This is a genomic window from Priestia sp. P5, from assembly GCF_029522155.1.
Taxonomy (GTDB): domain Bacteria; phylum Bacillota; class Bacilli; order Bacillales; family Bacillaceae_H; genus Priestia; species Priestia megaterium_E.
This window is the reverse complement of the sequence record NZ_JAKWFJ010000002.1, coordinates 393,095-411,608: the sequence shown is the minus strand read 5'-3', so window position 1 is coordinate 411,608 and position 18,514 is coordinate 393,095. Positions and strand designations below refer to the sequence as shown.

Genomic DNA, 18,514 nt, shown 5'->3' with positions numbered 1-18,514 from the left:
ATTTTCCCTTCATTTATCGAAGTAATTAATTGAGGTGATGGGAGAATGTTGACAAAAATTGTGAAATGCAGCATACCGACTGATAAAAAAGCATCTTTTTCATATACGCAACAGCATTGGGCTGCTCTTGCACACGTGAATGGTTTCATTGGCCAATTAGGGGGTTGGAACGTGGAAGATGAAACAGATGCTTGTATTTTAGCTCTGTGGGAAGATGGAACAACTTATCAAGAATTCATGAAGCATACTCATGATTCTATTTTTTATAAAAGCAAGCAGGATCAAACATATACGAATTTGGACGTTTCCACATCAGATCCGTCCTACTTCATAGGAGCACGCTACAATTATTACCGAAGCAGCGCCATTGAAAGCCGTTATTTAGTAAAGACGGAAATTGAAGTCGATTTTTACGACAAAGAAGATATCCATGAGATGGTAAAAAGCTTGATAAATCCTTCTTATCGCTGTTTATCTCACGTCGTATCACCAATCGAGCATAGCAAGCTTGTCATTTTTTCATTATACGGATCTGCTTGTCCGCAAAAAACAATTGATACCTTCGTTCATCCAAATGTACTGAACGCGTCTCAATACATATATCAATTAGAGAAAAATTGGAACGTTCTTTCCAATTAAAAAATAGAAGCCTAGGCCCGACGCCAAAGCTTCTATTTTTTTATGATATGAACATCTTGATTTTGTACGGTAATAACTTCCTCCGTCATTCCTACAAACAAACCGCTTTCTACTACGCCTGGGATCCTTATCAGCTGTTTTTCCAACTCAGCAGGATTTTCAATTTCTGAAAAATGGCAGTCTAGAATATAATTTCCGTTATCGGTGATAAACGGCGTATGATCATCTAAAAGCCTAAGCTGCGGTACACAACCTGCACTGCGAATATGCTTCGCCGTCATTTCCCAGCCAAAACGTATAACTTCAACAGGAAGAGGAAAAGCTCCTAGCGTCTTCACTATTTTTTTAGAATCCGCAATCACGATAAACCGCTTCGCTGCGTACGCAATCATTTTTTCTCGAAGCAGCGCGCCTCCTCCTCCTTTAATTAAAGAAAGTTCGCTATCCACTTCATCTGCTCCGTCAATTGCTATATCAATATATTCAACATCTGCTAAGGTAACAATGGGAATACCTAGTTTCCTTGCCAGCTCTTCTGTTTTTTGAGAAGTAGGAACCGCTTTGATGTTTAATCCATTTTTTACTCGTTCACCTAGTTTTACAATTGTATAATAAGCTGTTGAACCTGTCCCTAGCCCTACAATCATTCCATCTTCAACAAATTGTGCTGCTTTTTCACCAACTGCTTGTTTTTCAATCATACAAAGGCCTCCTTACTCATATTGTACCCGTTTACATAAAAAAGCAAAAGCATTATGAACTCTTACGAAAAAACTCAGCTGACTATTCAGCTGAGTTTTTTTGAAACTGTGTATTTAGAAGAATTTTTTCTACCCAATACTGCTGTTTTGTACTGTTTGTCTGTTCGCTGCTTTTTAGTTCAAACGTATAGTAAATATACTTGTCTGAATAATCATCATTCACATAAGCATGATAAATGCTGTGCTTTCCATCTCTTGTTTGTTTTTTCACATAAATTGTTGCATTTTTACCTTTTAACATGTAATCAGGCTGAAACGCATCCATTTTATTTTGAGCTGCTTTACTTTTTTTCTTAGAAAATAAAGCCGTTATTTTTCCAGCATTGTATGAATCATTTTCCTTCGTTGATGCTGTCCATACTTCACTTTCATCTTCACTGCTTTTATAAGAAGATTTATGAATAACATACTGAAGCGGAAACCACATCCTATATTGATTGGTATCCGAAGTAAATAATTCAAATCCATTGTCTGTTTGTTCATGATCGACCAAAAATGTACTCGTAAACTTATCTGCCTGCGCTTCACTTTTAAATTTCCCGCTTTGAAACAGCCAAATTCCTACGGCAATGACCAATGCTCCAGCTACTGATGCGGCTTTTTTCCGATCCATTGTTTCCACACACCTTTTAATACCCCTTTAACTTTTGATAATACCACATTGACGTTTATATCGTCATAAGGAGAAATAACCAAAGGGTTATAAGAGCGCACATGCTAATTTAACTAGAGAAAATAAACTTTTTTACAATAGTAAATTTGATAACAGACGCTGAGCTAACAGGCGGTTAGCCTCACCGGGCTCTATCGTATACGTTAGTAGTTCTTGCTTTTCAGCTTTCGCTTTTATCAAACATTCACCCTTTGGAGAAAGAAGAGAAGTCGTGCTTTTTTGGTTCTCTAATGCGTAATTCACGCTTGCAAAGTAAATACCATTCTCCGTACTTCTTGCAATCATTGCATAATCATAAAACTTCGGATCTGGTACTTCACCAGTAAACTGTGGATGAAACACAATGCTCGCTCCTCTTATAGCAGCCCATCGGACAGTTTCAGGATAGCGCCATCCCTCATGGCAAATAACAATACCGAATTTCACGCCGTTTATTTCAAACAACTGGCGGCCATTTCCAGGCTTATAACCAAATTGATCTTCTGCTGGATCAATTTGATTTTTAGTTTGATACCCTAATTCTTTTCCATTTTCATCAATTACGAAAGCAGTTAAATGCATACCAAGTTCGTCGCGCCACTCCAGTGGTAAAATTACGTTGAGCTTTAACTGTTTGGCAAGCAACTTAACTCTATAAAGCGTATTTTGTTGAATTTCGTGATTGTATGTCTCAACTTCAAAACCCACTCCTCTAAGTCCCGGCACAATTGATTCTGGAAAACATACAAGGTTACAATCTTCTTCTGCTGCTTGTTTCATACAATTTTCTACCGTTTCTACACCCTCTGCGGCTGACTTTGGAAATCTCACTTGCGCTAACCCAATTTTCATTCATTGCTCCTCCACTTCCAATATCATAAAAAAACTCATGCTACTAGCGTAACATGAGTTTTTTATCTTTACGTAAATAATTTAATTTGCTGGCGGCTTAATCTTTAGTCTGCTGTTCCATTGCTTCTCCAATGGCTTTTTTTAAATGTCCGTCATGTTTATCAAGTAGCCGATGCACCTCATCACCTTCTGTAGAAGTAAGAAGCGCAAGAATGGCAGCTTTTGGCGTTTTGTATGTTTGTAAACTTTCCGCTGCCTCTTCTGATGAGACGCCTGTTAGTTCTGCAATAATATTTTTAGCACGCTGTACGAGTTTATCATTAGTCGGCTGTACGTCTACCATTAGATTGCTGTAGACTTTACCAATTTGAATCATAGACGCGGTCGTCAGCATATTAAGAACAAGCTTTTGAGCAGTTCCAGCTTTCATTCTTGTAGAACCTGTTACAACTTCCGGCCCTGATTCTGCTACTATTGCATAGTTTGCTTCTTGTTCCATAGCTGATTGAGGAGAATTTACAACGCAGCCTGTTAATGCCCCCAGGCTGTTTGCATACGCAAGCGCTGAGAGTGTATAAGGCGTTCTTCCACTTGCAGCTATCCCTACAAGAATATCTTTATTCGATAAATTAATCGCTTTCAAATCCTCTATCGCTTGTTTCTTATTATCTTCTGCTCCTTCTAACGCATGCCGGAGCGCCTTGTCTCCCCCGGCTATGATCCCAATTACTTGTTCGGCAGGTGTACCGAATGTTGGTACACATTCAGATGCATCTAACACGCCTAGCCGCCCGCTTGTACCTGCTCCGATATAAATCAGACGTCCTCCTTGTTTAAAAGCACTGACAATTTCATCTACTAACAGAGCAATAACAGGCAGCACCTTATTGATTGCCTGAGGCACTTGGTGATCTTCTTCATTAATTTTTTTTACAATTTCCAGGCTTGATAATTCATCAATGTTTAAGGTTTGCGGATTGCGTTTTTCTGTTAAGATATGATTTAAGTTCACTGTGATCCCCTGCCTTTTCCACCATCATTTTTTCTCTATTTATACTCATTCATGAACAGCTGATAAGCTCCTTTAGCAGATGATACTCGCTGTGTTGCCCACTGGATATGCTTTATTTCTTTTTCACATGCTTTTTTATAAACATCAAACACTTCCGGAATTTCCGTTAAAATGCTGCCTTTGCATGCCAGCAAGCAGCTCCCTTCAAACCGCTGTTTCGTATACAAATGAAGAGTCATATCTGCAAGGTGTTTTCCCGCTTGGTGAAGGATGTCACTCGCTTCTTGTTTATGATTTCTTGCTTGCTGTACAACAAGCGGAGTGAGTGAAGCAACTTCTGATTTAGGAGATGAATAGACAAACTTTTTTATGTCGTGTATGGTGTCTGCTTTTACATGTTGCAAGATTGTCTGACTAAGGCTGCTGTAAGGACGGCTTTGATCATGCTCTTTCGTCAGCAATATCAGTGCTTGAAGACCAATCCAATATCCGCTTCCTTCATCTCCAAGAAGGTGTCCCCACCCTCCTCCGTATTCGTATACCCCGTCTTTTTTTCCAATGCTGACGGCTCCAGTTCCTGCAATGGTTAAAATTCCGTCTTTTCCATGCAGTAGTGCTTCATGTGCAATCATGGCGTCATCATATAAACCTACTTCTACCTGATACCGACCATAAAAATATCTTTTTATTTCTTCTTTGGATAATGCTTTACTTCCAGCAAGCCCTAGTGAAATGCCTTTACATGTATGACCAGCAAGCGCATTTTTGCACGCCGTAATACATTCATCAATATGAGTAACAGCCGTATTGTAATTAATGAGTAAATTGCCGTAACCGCTTTTTGAAGCAGCGAGCTTTTGACCGTCTAAGCTGTACGCAACGGCTTCTGTTTTTGTTCCGCCACCGTCGATACCGATAATATAGTCCATTTCATCACCGCTCACAAAAAGCAAATTTATCCCATGGCTGCAGTTCATTTAATAAGAAAATTTCCTCTTCTGCAATGCGCCCTACTACGTTAGTTTTCCCGGAGTTTTCCATGTCTAACAGCGCAATTTGCAGCTCTCCTTTGTACTGACCATAAAGTTCATTTTCTATTAAAATATCGCCTCTTCGAATGGAAGGAGTATGCGTAGGCTTGAATTCTTCTTTTTTATATTTTACTCGGCTTTGCGTAGAGCGAATTAAATAATCGGATACGTCTCCGCGGTAAAAATGAAACTCTTCCAGCACAATTTTCTTTTCAAGTTCAGTAATCGTATCATACAGGGTCACATTAAAGGTAAAGCGCTCTTGCTGAACAACATCACGCAGCGCCTTCATTTCTTCTTCTGATGCATAAGCATTCGCAATGATTGCACAATCAATTAATCCCGTTTTAAAAAGATGCTTAGCCTGCACGTCGATCGGAAGCGTGCGATGCATTTCAAGCGTACAAAGTCCTTCAGTAACAGGCCACGGTCCAAAAGTAGCGCTTGGTGAATTAATAAAAGCAGCTGTTTCAAGGTTATGTTCTTTAAACAATGCTGAACACTTCATAAAGTGATCATACGACAATCCCGCATATCGATGAGGATAGAAGTTGTGCGACCCGAGCAGCTGCTTACGGTTCGGTCGGTAACTTAAAATATTATCGACATACTTTGTTGCATTACTCATATTAATTTCAATTTTTAAGCCGTATGGATTAAAGGTCATAATGGACTCTTCATTTCCCGTATACCCTAGATCAAGACGAATAGCATAAGCCCCTAGTTCGTGAAAAAAAGATAGATCATCATAAGAAATGCCGAGCGCTCCAAATACGCGAGGAGCGATGTCTACTACTACTTCCATCTCTAGCTCATTGGCAAACTCAATAATTTCTTTAAAATTTGCCATTACTTTTTTCTGATCGCCTTCAACAGAAAGCAAGCACGTAAAAATACGTGTAAATCCGTATTGATGCGCAAGTGCTATATACGCTTTATCTTTTTCCACGGTCGAATGTTCCGGGTAAATCGCAATACCTAGCTTTTTCATTGATTTTCGCCTTCTTTTTTAAATTTTTTAATAAGCTTAATCATATGTTCAATTAATTTTTGCTCTGAAATAGCCGTCATTAAATGATCCTGCGCGTGAATTAAAAGCAGCGACTTTTCAATTGTTTTTCCGTTCAATTCACGTTGAATAAGCGCAGTTTGCGTTTTATGAGCATGACTAAGCTCTTCTTGAGACTGCTTTAACAGTTCGTCGGCTTTATTAAAATCATAGTCTTCAGCTGCTTCTAACGCTTCATATGCCAGTGATCTAGCATTTCCTCCGTATGCAATAAGTTCAAAAATTTCATTTTCCATATTTGCTGCTTCTGTCATTTCTTCCATCCCCTTTTTTATAGTGGTGCAGGCGTAATGTTTCCTAATATTACAGGAGACAAGGCGCCGGTTGCACTTGGTACATTGCTTGGATAACCTGAAAGTGTTTCATTTGCGAGCACCGCAAAAGCTACGGCTTCTTTTGCTTCTGAAGACATTCCTATTTCTTCTTGTGTATACACGCTGCAGCGCTTCCCAAGCTGCGTTTTAATCATATTCATCAGCGTATTGTTATAACTTCCGCCTCCTCCAATAATCACTTCGTCAATAGAATAGGCAGGAAAAATAAATGTTTCATAGTGATGTACAATGGATGATGCAGTGAACATAGTAATCGTAGCTAGCAGATCTTCTTTTTTATGTTTGCTATATTTCTCTAGCAGCCTCCTTGTGTACTGTGTACCGAACAGCTCTCTTCCCGTCGATTTAGGAGGAGAAAGCTCCATATAATCATGATTCATACAGTCTTCTAAAAGCTCCGAAATAATCTTTCCTTCAGCTGCTAAACGCCCATTTTCATCAAATGAAACATTAAAAAGCTGCTGACACGCTTCATCAATCATCATGTTTCCCGGCCCCGTATCAAAAGCTACTACCGGTATAGGAGAGTGTTTTGGCGGAATCAACGTTACATTCCCAATACCTCCAATGTTTTGAAGCAGCCTTGTACGGTCATCGTGGCTGTACAAAATCCGTTCCGTGTGAGGAACTAGCGGAGCACCTTGCCCGCCCGCTGCCATGTCCATCACTCTGAAGTTTGCCACTACCTTCGTTTTGGTTTCATAGGCAATAACAGCGGGCTCTCCAATTTGGAGTGTAGACATCGCTATATTTTCTGAAGCATAGGGCTGATGGTAAATGGTTTGCCCATGCGATCCGATGATATCTACTTGTTCAAGAGAAAACCCGGCTTCTTGGCACACTCTTTTCACTGCATCTGCAAACGCGTAGCCAAGTTTAAAATTCAAGCTGCAGATCAGCTGTACATTTGAATGTTCGAGAGAAAGCGCCTGTTCAATTTCCTTTTTTAACGGAGGTGAAAACGGCATGGTAATGAACTGAAGAAGTTTAACTTTACTTTCATAGCCGCTTCCTTCAATCTCCACAAGAGCTGCATCAATTGCGTCCAGTGACGTTCCTGACATAAGTCCAACAGCATACATACTACGCGTTCACTTCCTTAAAAAAAGCGGGTAAATACTTGCGATGAGCTTGAAGCAGTTCGTCTAAGACCGACTTAGCCAATGCGTCACTTGGAACAAGCGGATTAATAGTAAGTGCAACCAGTGCTTTTTCGTAAGATCCTGTAACCGCAGCTTCTGCTCCTACTCGTTCAAACGATTTAATTTGCTGTACCAGTCCATTCACTTCTACAGGAAGTTCACCGACAGCGAGTGGGACTGGTCCTTGCTTTGTTACCACGCAGTTTACTTCAACCGCAGATTCGTTCGGGAGTGAGGAAATAGCGCCATTGTTTCTTACATTTAATGTTTGAATATCACCTTTATCGTTATAAATAGATAAAATTAAATTACATGCGGCATCGCTGTAGTAAGCGCCTCCTCGTTTTTCTAGCTGCGGAGGCTTACTTTCTAGATTTGGATTTTTGTAGAGTTCAAAGAGCTCGGCTTCTAATGCTTTGACCACTTCAGCGCGCGTAGTACCTGACTGAAAGGCCACCAGCTCTTCTTCTAATATTTCTTTTGTTTTATAGTAGTAGCGGTGATAAGGACATAAAATCACGCCAAGAGCTTCCAAAAAGTCTGGTTGCCATGGAATAGGAGCTATGTTTTTCATTGTTACTCGGGACTTTGGATCACTTAAACGCTGAATTACTTCTTGCGTTACTTCCTTTCCTTTTGCATACACGTGCAGCCCATATACCAAGTGATTTAACCCTGCAAATTCAATGTGAACATCTTCTTTTTCGATTTGAAGCAAGCTGGCGATTGAGTTTGTCATATGTACAGGCAGGTTACAGACTCCTACTACTTTAGAATGCTTTCCGTAGCGAAGCAGCGCCTCCGTTACCATGCCAGCAGGATTTGTAAAATTAATAAGCCAGGCGTTTGGACAAATTTCGTGTATTTCCTCGGCAATTTTCAACAAAACTGGGATCGTTCGCAAGCCCTTAAATAACCCTCCTGCCCCGTTTGTCTCTTGACCAATCATTCCGTACTTAAGGGGAATGCGTTCATCATGAATACGTGCATCAAGCTGGCCTACTCTAAGCTGTGTCGTTACAAAATCAGCATTTATCAACGCTTTTTTTCGATCAAGCGTTAAATGAATTTCCATATCAACACCTGCTTTTTTGACCATTTTTCTCGCAAGTGCTCCTACAATTTCAAGCTTCTCTTTTCCTTCTTCAACATCTACAAGCCATAGCTCTCGAATTGGAAGCTCATTATATCGTTTAATAAACCCTTCGACCAATTCCGGTGTATAGCTTGATCCTCCCCCTATTGTCACTACTTTCATTTTTTGCCCCTCCTTGTTAAAAAACGGCTAAATATGTAACGGCTGTGCACCCTGCCCCGAGCAAAACAAAGCGTATACAAACAGCGGTTTTAGATAAAGCTGCTGTTGAAAGCCGAATGGAAATAAATGTTGTCAGCAGCGCTGCTGACAGACTTGTAATGGCAAATAAACTATGCTGCGCTGACAGACCAGCATACTGCAGCAGAGGTGTAAAAATAACGTTACAAAGAACCATGGTTAGCAGAAATAAAAACACTGTTTTATAACGAAACCGAACAAACATTGATCCTCACTCCTATTAAAGAGATAGAAGCCAAACAAGTTGGCTTCTCTTTCTTTACATTTGAACTGAACTATCGGATGGTGTAACCGTTACTTCATCGCTTTTTTCCATTTCAACCATTTTTCGGTCATACATTTTAAAGAATGGAAGATAAATGACAACAGAAATAGCAATATTGATAACGACTAGCACAACCGCCCGCCAGTCTCCTCCGGTTGATAGATAAGCCCCGATTGGCGCAGGTAGCGTCCAAGGAACCATTACGTAGGTTGGCGTAATAAGACCTGTCGCCGTTGCTGCGTATGAAATGATCGTTGTAATAATCGGGATAATGATAAAAGGAATAATTAAAATAGGATTTAAGACAATTGGCAAACCGAAAATAATTGGTTCGTTAATATTAAAAACCGCTGGAATAAAAGATGTCCTAGAAAGCGCTTTCGAATATTTAGATTTTGAGAAAAACAGCATTGCTAAAACAAGGCCCAGCGTTGCTCCAGATCCTCCAATCCAAACAAACCACTGAAAGAACGTTTCAGGTGCAATATACGGAAGTGTGGAAGCTCCGTCTGCCACCGCTTCAGCATTTTTGGCTAAATACACTTCCCATACAGGGCGTGCCACTGTCCCAACAACAGAGACGCCGTGAATTCCAAATGACCAGAAAAACGTAATTAAGAAAACCGGTATTAATACTCCTGCTAAACTATCTCCTGCCTCTACAAGCGGAGCAACTAGTTTATCAACTAAATGGTGAAGATCGATACCTAAAACAATCGTAATAATCGTCATAAGTACAACAACAATCGCAACCGGTATTAGTGCTTCAAAAGACCTCGATACCGAAGGCGGCACTTGTTCCGGCATTTTAATGGTGACATTTTTTGCTTTACAAAACCTGAGAATTTCGACCGATAAAATCGACACAATCATCGTCACAAATAAACCGTGACCTCCAAGGTTGGTCATTGGAAGCATAAACCCTTCTTCTTCAATCAGCTTTGGAGTCAGCGTAAGAAGTAGTGCAGCAACTGCAATTTGCGCTCCTGACAGCGGATCGAGATTATAGCTTTTGGACAAGTTATACCCTATCCCAAAGGCTATATATAAAGACATAATAAACATCGTTACTCGATACGGTATTAAAATATTGGCGCTGTTATCAGCGGCCCATTTCGCAATTGTGCTATCTTGCGGCACAGGCGGAAACGCTAAAATCAAGAAAAAACTTCCGATAATGATAAACGGCAAAGCGGAAATAACACCATCACGAATGGCTTGAAGATGCCGCTGTTCTGATAATCTGGCCATGGGTCCCGATAAATTGTTCTCTAAAAACGACACAAATTTGCTCATATACCCTTTCCCCCTCTATATTCTCCCCTTGTGTAATAAACCCCTTATTTATTTAAAAAGCAGGAATACACCTGCTTTCCTCAGCTAACGAGCTGTTGAACCGTTTTAAAAAGCGTCGGACCTCCAAGCGGCGTATAAGCCTGCGGCGGAATGGGCCCGCATGGAACAGAAGCTTTATCCGCTTCCGCTTTCACTGCGTTAAACCGGTGACGAATCTGCGGTGCAACCATTACAACGTCCCAGCCTTTTTGAATTTCCTCTGCCACTTCATTTGTCCCAATTGCCAGCACTTCCATATCCGTTCCGTGCTTTTGTGCTTCCGTCTTTAATGCTTTTACCACAATTGAACTTGACATTCCTCCAGAACATACAAACAATACCTTCATTTTCTCGTTTCCCCCTACCTCTTTATTTTTTGAATTACATTATGTGTATCGATTATGCGTTCAAACACTTGATTGCCTTTTTGAATACATAACCGTATAAACATCGCATCTACAATGGCTAACTGAGCAATACGAGCGCTCATCGTTCCAATTCGAATATGCTGCTCTTCTACTGAAATAGTCAGCAGAATATCAGCTAATCTAGAAGCTGGAGATGATCCGTGCTGCGTTAGCAAAATAACGGCTGCTCCTTTATCTTTGGCTATTTGCATCAGCTCCACCACTTCTTTTGTTTGACCAGAAGTTGATACCACAAACAGCACATCATCTTTTGTCATATTCGTAGCCATCACCATTTGAACATGACTATCTAATGAAAACAGAGCCGAAATATCAATTCGAAGCAGTTTATACTGAGCATCTAGCGCAACTACAGATGACCCTCCTGCTCCGTATAAAAACACTCGTTTCGCTCCATGAATAGCTTCCGCAGCTGCATCAATTGCAGAAGAGCTCACTAGCCGGCTTGTGTTCATAAGTGCGCTCATACTTTTGCTCATGACTTTTTCAAGCACGGCTTCGGTCTCGTCTTCGAAATTAACAGGAAGATTCGGCAGCTGCTCGGTATTCACCTTATGGGCATCTTTTGCTAATTCAATTTTTAACTCTTTAAAACTATTGATCCCTACACGCTGACAAAAGCGAATAATCGTAGCTTCGCTGCACTGACACTGCTTCGCTAGCTGTTTGGTGGTTAGGTTCAACGTGGTCGTAGGATTTTCTAACACGTAATCAGCTACTCTTCCTTCAGCAGGACTGTAATGATTCATTTGTGCATCGATTAAAGTAAGTACGGAAAATTGGCGCATGAATTCCTCCATCGTTAAGTAACGTATTTCTAAAATATTCTTTAAATTACCATTATTATATTTTTTCTGAAGTTTAATTTCAATGTTTTTCTGATATTTTTAAAACTTTATTTTATTTTTCAGAATATTTTATTAAAATCTATTGTGAATATAACGACCGCATGCTATATTATGAAAGAAATTTTATCTCAGCCAAAAAAGAAGGAGGAACGAACATGCATATTAAAAAATGGGTTGGAGGCATCTTGTTTTTACTGCTGTTTTGTTCGAGCACATTACCTGCTAAAGCAGACGTACCTACTACGTATCAAAAACGGGAGCTTCGAGCGGCTTGGATTGCAAGCGTATACAATATTGATTGGCCTTCTCAGCCTGGTCTTCCGGTTGAGCAGCAGAAAAAAGAGTTTACCTATTTGCTAGATGAAGTACAAAAGATGGGAATGAATGCTGTGGTCGTTCAGATTAAACCTACCGCTGATTCCTTTTATCCCTCGAAATATGGCCCGTGGTCAGAATATTTAACCGGTACACAAGGAAAAAATCCCGGCTACGATCCTCTGGCTTTTATGGTGGAGGAAGCACACAAGCGCAACTTAGAATTCCACGCATGGTTTAATCCTTACCGCATTACAATGAATCATACTGATTTAAACAAACTTGCCGATAATCATCCTGCCAAACAACATCCTGATTGGGTCGTCTCCTACGGAAAACAACTCTACTACAACCCAGGTATTCCAGAAGTGAAAAATTTTATTATTGAAGAAGTGCTCGAAGTCGTAAGAAACTATGATATTGATGCTGTTCATATGGACGACTATTTTTATCCTTACAAAATTGCAGGTCAAACGTTTCCAGATCAAAAAACATATGAAACCTACGGTGCTCAAACGTTTTCCAATATTGAAGACTGGCGACGTGACAATGTTAATCAGCTTGTTCGAGATTTAAATACGTCTATTAAAAAAACAAAATCATACGTAAAGTTTGGCATCAGTCCGTTCGGCGTATGGCGAAACATCGCTAATGATCCAACCGGCTCTGAGACGACTGCTGGACAAACAAATTACGATGATTTGTATGCAGATACGCGTACATGGATTCAAAATGGATACATTGATTACATCACTCCGCAAATTTATTGGAATATCGGATTTGAACCCGCTGCTTACGATACGCTGCTCAACTGGTGGAGAGATGAAGTTCGCGGAAAGCCAGTCCACCTCTATATTGGACAAGCTGCTTACAAAATTAATAACAACGCGGTGGAAGCTTGGTCTGATCCCGATGAGTATCCAAGGCAAATTGCTCTAAATCACCAGTTTCCAGAAGTACAGGGGAGCATGCATTTTAGCCTGAAAGATTTGAACCGAAACCCGCTAGGAATAAAGGACAAGCTGCAAAACGATATTTATAAACATCCTGCTCTTATTCCTTCAATGCCTTGGCTTGATAATGTAGCCCCAAAAGCACCAAAATTAAAAAATGCGGGCCCTCATACAAAAGAACCAGCATTTGAAATTCGAGATCACCAGCAGAATGATTCCGCTTATTATGCCATTTATCGCTTCCAAGGCAATAAAAAAGGCGATATTAACAACGCAGAAAACTTGCTGACAACCGTTCGAAAAACAGGAGAAAAACAATTGTTTGTAGATCAAAACGCACTCAAAAATCAAACATACACATATGTTGTAACCTCTGTTGACCGTTTGCATAACGAAAGTGCTGTTTCCCGCACGCTTACTGTAAAAGCATCTCATTAAAAAAGGTTCTATAGCAAAATGTATGGTAGGATAAAGAAATCAAATGATGCTTTATCAAGCCATTCTGTTATAGAAAGTAGTGAAAAAAGATGGAAGCAAACTATGATCGCGCTTTTGGCGTATATGGAATTTGTATGCGAGATAACAAGCTGCTTGTTATTCGAAAAAATAGGGGCCCGTATATTCATCGCTTTGATTTGCCAGGCGGACAGCTAGAGCACGGTGAAACATTAATAGATGCAATGAAAAGAGAATTTAGTGAAGAAACAGGCTTTGAAATTACTATTATTTCTCAAGCGGGCACAACGGATTTTCAGTATCCCTGTAAGTGGAAAGAATTTACCCATGTACATCACATTGCCGTTTTTTATCACGTAGATATTGCCGGCGGTGAGCTTCTTTCCAACCCCGTCCAGTTTGAAGGACAGGATTCTTTAGAAGCATTGTGGATCGCACCGCAGGATCTTAACATCGATAATGCTTCGCCTCTTGTTCTAAAAGCAGTGGAATCTTTAAGCTTATTATCATGGCCTTATGAATCTCAGATTTATGATGAATGGGAACTTAAAACCTCCGAATGATGATAGTGACTAAACATTACTTTTGAATATCGCAGGCTTAGCTTCTGTTTAGGCCAAAATCAGAAAATATGTTTAATTCCTTTCTAATGGTGGAATAGACAAGTAACACTACTTATTCACTAATAGAAAGGAAGATTAAAATGAGTAAAGGTTTAGGAGATAAAATTAAAGGAAATGTATCAAAAGCTAAAGGTGAAGTAAAAGATCAAGTGGGAAATGCAACAAATAACCGCGACCTTCAGCGTGAAGGAAAAGCTGAGAAAACAAAAGGAAATGCTCAAAAAGCAGTAGGTGAAACAAAAGATACATTTAGCAATAAATAAAAAAAGGACGAGCTTAATGCTCGTTCTTTTTTTATTTAATAAGCTGATTTAAGCTTTTAATGATTACGTTTGGCTGCAACTCTTTATGCTCAGCTACATTTCCTTTTCGGTTAACCCAAGCCGCTGCGAACCCGTAGTTTTTAGCACCGGCAATATCCCATGTATTCGATGACAGAAACAATACTTCTTCTCTTTTTGCATTCATTTTATTTTTTGCATAATGATAGCTTGCCATTGTAGGCTTGTACTGTTTGATTTCGTCTACGGAAATAACGTCTTCAAATAAATGATTCATATTGTGATAAGAAACAAGCGGATCAATCATGTGCTTAGGACCATTCGTAAAAATAGCCAGACGATATCCTTTTTCTTTTAAATAGGCGAGCACCTCTTTGACCTCATCGTAGACATTCAGCTTCATGTAAGCACTCATCAGCATTTTTTCTTCATGTTCCGTTAAATCAATATCATTTGCTTCTGCTGCATATTTCAGGGATTGATTTGTTAATGTATAAAAGTCAATGTATCGTCCCATCAGCTGATATTGCATGGCGTATTCAATTTGCTTCAAACGCCATAAATGGCTAATACTTTCTCCCCGCTCCGGATACAGCTTATCACACGTTTCAATAACGGTATGTACATCAAACAGTGTTCCATATGCATCAAATAAAATCGTTTTAAATTTCATCTGTGTTCGCCTCCTTCTTTCATTTTACCCACTCGTAAAAAAACATAACGTTTTTTCTGTTAAAAAAGAGGCATATTACCAGCTGAGGTATGCTCATTTCTTATGAAGAGAAAAAACAGCAGGCTCTCCTACTGTTTATAATCCCACACGACTTTCCATTCTCCTTTTTCACGAACAGCATACACTTTCTGCACCAAATCAAAGTTTCCATATTTCCCTTTATACGTTTGGATAACGGTCATTTCGTAAACAACAGGAAACGCTTTACGATCATTTTCCATCTTCCAGCTCTTTCTTTTTTCAACACCTTCAATGGAATACGTAAAAGTGTCTACTCCGAAATGATTGAGAAATACGTGTGCTCGATCTTGTATGTATGCACCTTTTGTCCACTTCTTTTTCATGGACGAATGAAAAAGGTTCCATGATTCCGAAAAGTTCCCTTCCTGTTCTAGCGTATAAAATTCTTTTACGGCAGATTTGGCTTGATGACTCGGAGAAAAGAATGTAAATTGAAATATCCAAACTCCCAGCGCAATCACAGCAAGAAACACAGCTACTCCTAAACTTCGCTTCAAAAGCAGTGTTTTTTTTCGATACAAGTAAAAAGCCCCTTTATCAAAAATGCAGTATACAACAGCTTATTCGATATCGGGGCTTTTTAGTATTGCCGGACTAAACTTATCAGGCATATCTTTAAAAAAGAGATTGAGACATAACTACATACATGAAATCTACGTTCACCCTAACCATAAAAGATCCGAACGATTCATCGTTCGGATCTTCCTTCAACTAAACTACGTTTGTCACAGTCTCTTTCTGCGCTATACAATGTGAAAAGCCATTTGCATGGCTGCTAAAAAGCCGACGAACACAAGGCCCGTCACGAGACCCTCTTTCCAATCTGGCCGATCCCCTCGAACAAATTTAGCAATATCATACGATAGCATGGCTGCTAAAAAAATCGTTAAAACAATATACAGCGGCTCCATCTTCTATCACCCACTATTTCTTTTCTTCAGTGTAACAACTTTTTCATAAGTATGCATGTAAGAAAAGCAGCTTAAAATTCTTGACGAATGTGTGAAATTTCTCTTTTTTATGCATAAACTACTTAAAAGCGTGAAAGGAAGATGCCCTTTGTCTGCTTTTAATCCTCAGCAATTTAGCGTCACATACCGGCAAGGAAGCACGCCCACCTTTCCTTTTATTGGGCGACGCTATACCCTCACACATTCTGAACAAACAGACGATTTATTTCTTTGGATCGACGAAAAGTTTGCTGTTGATCAATTAAATGAGCAGCGAAATGAGCTTTTTGCCGAATGGCTCCACAAAGACGGTGTTGATACACTGTATGTATACGTATTTATTGGAAATGAACAAACGGAAAAATCCGTTCAAGCCATACGATATGCTATTTTCAAACAAGAAATGCCTTACTTGCTAAAAGCATTGCGCTACGGTGATGCCACGTTTTTCAACGCTCACCCTGCTTTAGATCGTTCCCCCATTTACGTACATTTTCATTCCAGTGACAAAGAATTTCGTTCCATTCGATATTTTCAAACGCCTTCTCACTATGCCTAAGCATATGAGAAGGGATCTTTACTTCGTTAATCTCCTGTTTTCCAAACTCCATTTCTTCTAGGGTCTCCCGCTCCTTCCATTTGTTTATCTTGAAAATTAATGGTTAACGCTTGGATACCTCCATAAAAGACGTCGCTTTCCTTTGTTTCTATTCGAAACGCAGAAGGAATATTTTTTGTATTTAAATCAGGCTCTACATAAATAGTCGAATCGTCAAAAATAAATCTCGGTTCATTTACAGCTTTTTGAAGCGGTTCATTTCCTTCAAGATTTTTAGAAAGTACCTGAGTTAAAATTTGAGGAATCCGTGTTCCGCCTGGAGAACCTATTCCCATCGCCCACTCGCCTTTTTCTCTTATAATAGTTGGAGCCGTAAAGGTTCTTGCTCTTTTTCCCGGCTCACGATTATTCGGTTCTTTGCTTCCAAACGTATCAGCATTGTTATTAAGAAAAAAGCCGTCAACTTGTTCCCCTGTACCAAAGAAGTTACTTAACGTATTGGTTGTAGATACGACGGTTCCTTCTGAATCAATAACTACAAAATGTGTTGTACTTTCGTGTTCTTCATCGCCTTCACCTGAAGAACGTGTCGGGTGATTGACCAGGTTTGTTATATAATCATCACTAACTAACTCACTTGAGTTTTGATTATGAAAGTCAGGATCGCCGATTTGTTTTAAGCGGTCGGAGTAAGCTGCTTTTTTAATTCTGTTCATCGTTTCGTAATAGTCTTTATCAGGCTTGGTTTCAAGATTTTCTTTCTCTGCCATTTTTAACATTTGAATAAGTGTAATTCCGGAAAAAGGCGGAGGCGCTGAAATCACTTCCGTTCCATTGTAAGCAGAAACGACAGGCTTGGTTTCTGTCACTTGATAGGAAGATAGGTCTTTTTTAGAAATAGGCGTTGCATCAGCAAGATCTTGTGCCATATCTCCTTTATAAAATGCAGATGCACCTTCTCGCTGAATCTTAATTAACGTTTTAGCCAACACTGGCTGCGACAGCGTTTCTCCTTCTTCGATTGCTTCTCCCTTTGGATAAAAAGCGGATAGATCGGCTACATCCATCCTTCCTCTAGAGTAATACAATCGAGAAGATAAAAGAGAGTCTACTTCAAACCCTTTTTCAGCGTATTCAACAGCCGGCTGAATCAAATCACTCATTGATTTTGTACCATACTTCTGCTGAATATATTCCATACCAGCGACAAATCCCGGCACGCCGTTTTTACCACTCATAGAAGTTGGAGCGGTTTCCCGGTAATCGATAAAGGTAGCAGGCTGATCTTTTTTGGCAATCAGCATACCTCCACCTCCGCCAATTCCAGATCCAAAAGGTTCGACTACATTGAGGGCATACGAAATAGCAATGGCCGCATCTACTGCATTCCCGCCTTCTTTTAATACGTCCATCCCTACATTTGCTGCCAGAGAATTAGAAGAACTCACACCATAAGAATGATCATTATTTTTTTTAAGCAGCTTTTCAGGACTAAGGTCTGTACTCGATTGAGTCATAAAAAAAGCGACTATAACGCAAATTAATAATAAAAAAGCCATAATATTAAACAACAGTAATTTTTTATTCACATCTTACCCTCCATTTTTACTCATCTGTATATTTTGTGAAGCGCTTTCATTTTTATCCATACATTACATTGCACACAAAAAAGACATCGTCTAGGACGATGCCTTTTTGTCACTACCTAAGATTTATTTTCCAGAAGCTGCCGCAGCATCATTTACTGCATCTGTAGCAGCAGATTTTGTTTGTTCAATCATTTTTACGTTATTTTCAATTTTTTGCTGTTCATCTGTTGAAAGAGTAGCCGGATGTTTTAAAGCTCCAAGTCCTGCTACTACTCCTGCTACAATAGCAATTGGTCCTACAATCCCTACGATTCGTTTTGCGATCATTT

At 39.6% G+C, this 18,514-nt stretch carries 23 protein-coding genes; 5 read left to right on the top strand and 18 right to left on the bottom strand.

Translation table 11 applies throughout. The features are described from left to right. The first annotated feature begins 45 nt into the window (after positions 1–45). Complete coding sequence (locus tag MMB69_RS18940; protein WP_013055735.1) at positions 46–639, top strand: YdbC family protein; 594 nt, start codon at positions 46–48, stop codon at positions 637–639. A 32-nt stretch (positions 640–671) separates the two neighbouring features. On the opposite strand, the gene rpiA is transcribed toward MMB69_RS18940, so the two are convergent. From rpiA to MMB69_RS18875, 13 genes are all read right to left on the bottom strand, one after another. Further along, positions 672–1,340 (bottom strand): ribose-5-phosphate isomerase RpiA, encoded by a 669-nt coding sequence (rpiA, locus tag MMB69_RS18935; protein ID WP_013055734.1) that lies wholly within the window; start codon positions 1,338–1,340, stop codon positions 672–674. Between the two features lie 82 nt (positions 1,341–1,422). Continuing rightward, positions 1,423–2,013, bottom strand: a complete 591-nt coding sequence (locus MMB69_RS18930) for a hypothetical protein (protein WP_098600133.1) — start codon at positions 2,011–2,013, stop codon at positions 1,423–1,425. A 132-nt stretch (positions 2,014–2,145) separates the two neighbouring features. Further along, complete coding sequence (locus MMB69_RS18925; RefSeq protein ID WP_269870536.1) at positions 2,146–2,904, bottom strand: carbon-nitrogen hydrolase family protein; 759 nt, start codon at positions 2,902–2,904, stop codon at positions 2,146–2,148. Positions 2,905–3,001: 97 nt separating this feature from the next. Beyond that, positions 3,002–3,916 (bottom strand): N-acetylmuramic acid 6-phosphate etherase, encoded by a 915-nt coding sequence (gene murQ / locus MMB69_RS18920; protein WP_277448207.1) that lies wholly within the window; start codon positions 3,914–3,916, stop codon positions 3,002–3,004. A 35-nt stretch (positions 3,917–3,951) separates the two neighbouring features. Beyond that, positions 3,952–4,860, bottom strand: a complete 909-nt coding sequence (locus MMB69_RS18915; protein ID WP_277448206.1) for a BadF/BadG/BcrA/BcrD ATPase family protein — start codon at positions 4,858–4,860, stop codon at positions 3,952–3,954. After that, the gene (locus MMB69_RS18910; protein ID WP_221783965.1) at positions 4,850–5,938 is read right to left on the bottom strand and encodes a DUF871 domain-containing protein; all 1,089 of its coding nucleotides are present in this window, start codon (positions 5,936–5,938) and stop codon (positions 4,850–4,852) included. The genes MMB69_RS18915 and MMB69_RS18910 overlap by 11 nt, the downstream gene beginning before the upstream one ends. Further along, a complete protein-coding gene (locus tag MMB69_RS18905; protein WP_013055725.1) occupies positions 5,935–6,270 on the bottom strand; it encodes a PTS lactose/cellobiose transporter subunit IIA in 336 nt (111 codons plus the stop codon). Before MMB69_RS18905 ends, MMB69_RS18910 begins: the two co-directional genes overlap by 4 nt. Before the next feature lie 17 nt (positions 6,271–6,287). After that, positions 6,288–7,433 carry an anhydro-N-acetylmuramic acid kinase AnmK gene (gene anmK, locus MMB69_RS18900; RefSeq protein ID WP_277448205.1) on the bottom strand — a complete coding sequence of 382 codons (1,146 nt, stop codon included), beginning with the start codon at positions 7,431–7,433 and terminating at the stop codon, positions 6,288–6,290. Position 7,434: 1 nt separating this feature from the next. Further along, entirely contained in the window at positions 7,435–8,751 is a 1,317-nt protein-coding gene (locus MMB69_RS18895; protein WP_277448204.1) for a 6-phospho-beta-glucosidase, read from the bottom strand. A gap of 16 nt (positions 8,752–8,767) precedes the next feature. Then, positions 8,768–9,034 carry a hypothetical protein gene (locus MMB69_RS18890; protein ID WP_033578208.1) on the bottom strand — a complete coding sequence of 89 codons (267 nt, stop codon included), beginning with the start codon at positions 9,032–9,034 and terminating at the stop codon, positions 8,768–8,770. 54 nt (positions 9,035–9,088) lie between these two features. Next, positions 9,089–10,390 carry a PTS sugar transporter subunit IIC gene (locus MMB69_RS18885; protein ID WP_277448203.1) on the bottom strand — a complete coding sequence of 434 codons (1,302 nt, stop codon included), beginning with the start codon at positions 10,388–10,390 and terminating at the stop codon, positions 9,089–9,091. Positions 10,391–10,470: 80 nt separating this feature from the next. After that, positions 10,471–10,776, bottom strand: coding sequence for a PTS sugar transporter subunit IIB (locus tag MMB69_RS18880; RefSeq protein ID WP_221783955.1), 306 nt, complete (start codon positions 10,774–10,776; stop codon positions 10,471–10,473). A gap of 14 nt (positions 10,777–10,790) precedes the next feature. Then, positions 10,791–11,645, bottom strand: a complete 855-nt coding sequence (locus MMB69_RS18875) for a MurR/RpiR family transcriptional regulator (protein ID WP_221783954.1) — start codon at positions 11,643–11,645, stop codon at positions 10,791–10,793. Between the two features lie 215 nt (positions 11,646–11,860). Here MMB69_RS18875 and MMB69_RS18870 point away from each other — a divergent pair, with 215 nt between their 5' ends. From MMB69_RS18870 to MMB69_RS18860, 3 genes are all read left to right on the top strand, one after another. After that, entirely contained in the window at positions 11,861–13,411 is a 1,551-nt protein-coding gene (locus tag MMB69_RS18870) for a glycoside hydrolase family 10-like protein (protein ID WP_221783953.1), read from the top strand. An 89-nt stretch (positions 13,412–13,500) separates the two neighbouring features. Further along, positions 13,501–13,992 (top strand): NUDIX hydrolase, encoded by a 492-nt coding sequence (locus MMB69_RS18865; protein WP_221783951.1) that lies wholly within the window; start codon positions 13,501–13,503, stop codon positions 13,990–13,992. Positions 13,993–14,132: 140 nt separating this feature from the next. Further along, positions 14,133–14,315, top strand: coding sequence for a CsbD family protein (locus tag MMB69_RS18860; protein ID WP_013055716.1), 183 nt, complete (start codon positions 14,133–14,135; stop codon positions 14,313–14,315). A gap of 31 nt (positions 14,316–14,346) precedes the next feature. On the opposite strand, the gene MMB69_RS18855 is transcribed toward MMB69_RS18860, so the two are convergent. The 3 genes from MMB69_RS18855 to MMB69_RS18845 all read right to left on the bottom strand — a co-directional run bounded on the left by MMB69_RS18855 (position 14,347) and on the right by MMB69_RS18845 (position 15,998). After that, complete coding sequence (locus MMB69_RS18855; RefSeq protein WP_264408937.1) at positions 14,347–15,006, bottom strand: haloacid dehalogenase type II; 660 nt, start codon at positions 15,004–15,006, stop codon at positions 14,347–14,349. Positions 15,007–15,134: 128 nt separating this feature from the next. Then, a complete protein-coding gene (locus MMB69_RS18850; RefSeq protein ID WP_264408936.1) occupies positions 15,135–15,608 on the bottom strand; it encodes a hypothetical protein in 474 nt (157 codons plus the stop codon). A gap of 222 nt (positions 15,609–15,830) precedes the next feature. Beyond that, positions 15,831–15,998 (bottom strand): hypothetical protein, encoded by a 168-nt coding sequence (locus tag MMB69_RS18845; RefSeq protein ID WP_014461305.1) that lies wholly within the window; start codon positions 15,996–15,998, stop codon positions 15,831–15,833. Positions 15,999–16,146: 148 nt separating this feature from the next. On the opposite strand from MMB69_RS18845, the gene MMB69_RS18840 reads away from it, so the two are divergent. Continuing rightward, the gene (locus MMB69_RS18840) at positions 16,147–16,596 is read left to right on the top strand and encodes a staygreen family protein (protein WP_221783947.1); all 450 of its coding nucleotides are present in this window, start codon (positions 16,147–16,149) and stop codon (positions 16,594–16,596) included. A 26-nt stretch (positions 16,597–16,622) separates the two neighbouring features. Here MMB69_RS18840 and MMB69_RS18835 read toward each other — a convergent pair whose 3' ends face one another. Both MMB69_RS18835 and MMB69_RS18830 read right to left on the bottom strand, forming a co-directional pair. After that, on the bottom strand, positions 16,623–18,185 hold the full coding sequence (locus MMB69_RS18835; RefSeq protein WP_277448202.1) for a gamma-glutamyltransferase family protein: 1,563 nt from the start codon (positions 18,183–18,185) through the stop codon (positions 16,623–16,625). Positions 18,186–18,308: 123 nt separating this feature from the next. Then, complete coding sequence (locus tag MMB69_RS18830) at positions 18,309–18,512, bottom strand: CapE family protein (protein ID WP_014461308.1); 204 nt, start codon at positions 18,510–18,512, stop codon at positions 18,309–18,311. Between the last annotated feature and the right edge of the window lie 2 nt (positions 18,513–18,514).